At 70.6% G+C, this 1,309-nt stretch carries 2 protein-coding genes; both read left to right on the forward strand.

Annotated elements, in window-relative coordinates; translation table 11 throughout:
• Positions 1 to 774, forward strand: a 774-nt coding sequence (locus ACFE64_RS04405; protein ID WP_375391244.1) for a D-alanine--D-alanine ligase, incomplete at its 5' end; no start/stop codon positions are given.
• On the forward strand, positions 758 to 1,309 hold a 552-nt coding region (locus tag ACFE64_RS04410), incomplete at its 3' end, for a cell division protein FtsQ/DivIB (protein ID WP_375391245.1). The genes ACFE64_RS04405 and ACFE64_RS04410, both read left to right, overlap by 17 nt.

The following is a 1,309-nucleotide window of genomic DNA, read 5'->3' on the forward strand; positions in this document are numbered from 1 at the left end:
CAGCTGGCCGAAGCGGCGCCGGACCTCGTGTTCAACGCGCTGCACGGCACGCCCGGCGAAGACGGCAGCGTGCAGGGCATGATGGACCTGATGGGTATCCGCTACACCCATTCCGGCATGGCGACCTCCGTCGTGGCGGTGGACAAGGTGCTGACCAAGCAGGTGCTGGTGCCTCACGGCATCCCGATGCCCGGTGGCCGCATCGTCCGCTCCGCCGAGCTGTTCGATGGCGATCCGCTGGCGCGGCCCTATGTGCTCAAGCCCGTCAACGAGGGCTCGTCGGTCGGCGTCGCGATCGTCACGGCGGAGGGCGACTACGGCGAGCCGATCGGGCGCGACGTGGCGGGCCCATGGCAGGACTTCGCCGAGCTGCTCGCCGAACCGTACATCCGCGGGCGCGAGCTGACCACGGCGGTGCTGGGCGGCCGCGCGTTCGGCGTCACCGAGCTGCGGCCACGCGGCGGCTTTTACGACTATGACTCGAAATATACCGAGGGAATGACCGAGCATATCTATCCCGCGCCGATCCCCGACGATGTTGCCCATGCCTGCGAGGCGCTGGCGCTGGCGTCGCACCGGCTGCTCGGCTGTCGCGGCGCGAGCCGCGCCGACTTCCGCTGGGACGACGAGCGCGGGGTCGACGGGCTGTTCCTGCTGGAGGTCAACACCCAGCCCGGCATGACGCCGCTCAGCCTGGTGCCCGAACAGGCGCGGCACAACGGCATCGATTACGCCGCGCTGGTGCAGATGATCGTCGATGAGGCATTCCTGTGAGCCGCACCGTCAAGCGCGGTACGCCGCCCCGTCGCCCCACCGCCAGACGCCGCGCCACGCCCAAGCAGTCGCGGTTAGATCGCCTGATGCAGCGGTTGCCGGTCAGCGAGGCGGGGCTGAAGCGGGCCTGCCGGCGATCGCGGGCGAGGCGCTGGGCGAGACGGCGGGGCGCGCCGGCTTCCGGGTCGAGCGCATCGAGGTCACGGGCATCAGGCGGATGGATCGCATGTCGGTCTATGCCGTCGCGCTCGATCAGCAGAGCCGCGCCATGCCGCTGGTCGATCTGGAGGCGGTGCGCCAGAAGTTGCTGCGCTATGGCTGGATCGCCGACGCGCATGTCTCGCGCCGGCTGCCCGACACGCTGCTGGTCGACATCGTCGAGCGGACGCCGGCGGCGGTGTGGCAGGATCAGGGCCACCTGACGCTGATCGACAAGGACGGTGTGCTGCTCGATCCGGTGGACCGGCAGGCGATCCCGGACCTGCCGCTGGTGATCGGGCCGGGGGCGGACCGGCAGGCGCCGGCCTATCAGGCG

It is taken from the genome of uncultured Sphingomonas sp. (assembly GCF_964250165.1).
Taxonomy (GTDB): Bacteria; Pseudomonadota; Alphaproteobacteria; order Sphingomonadales; family Sphingomonadaceae; genus Sphingomonas.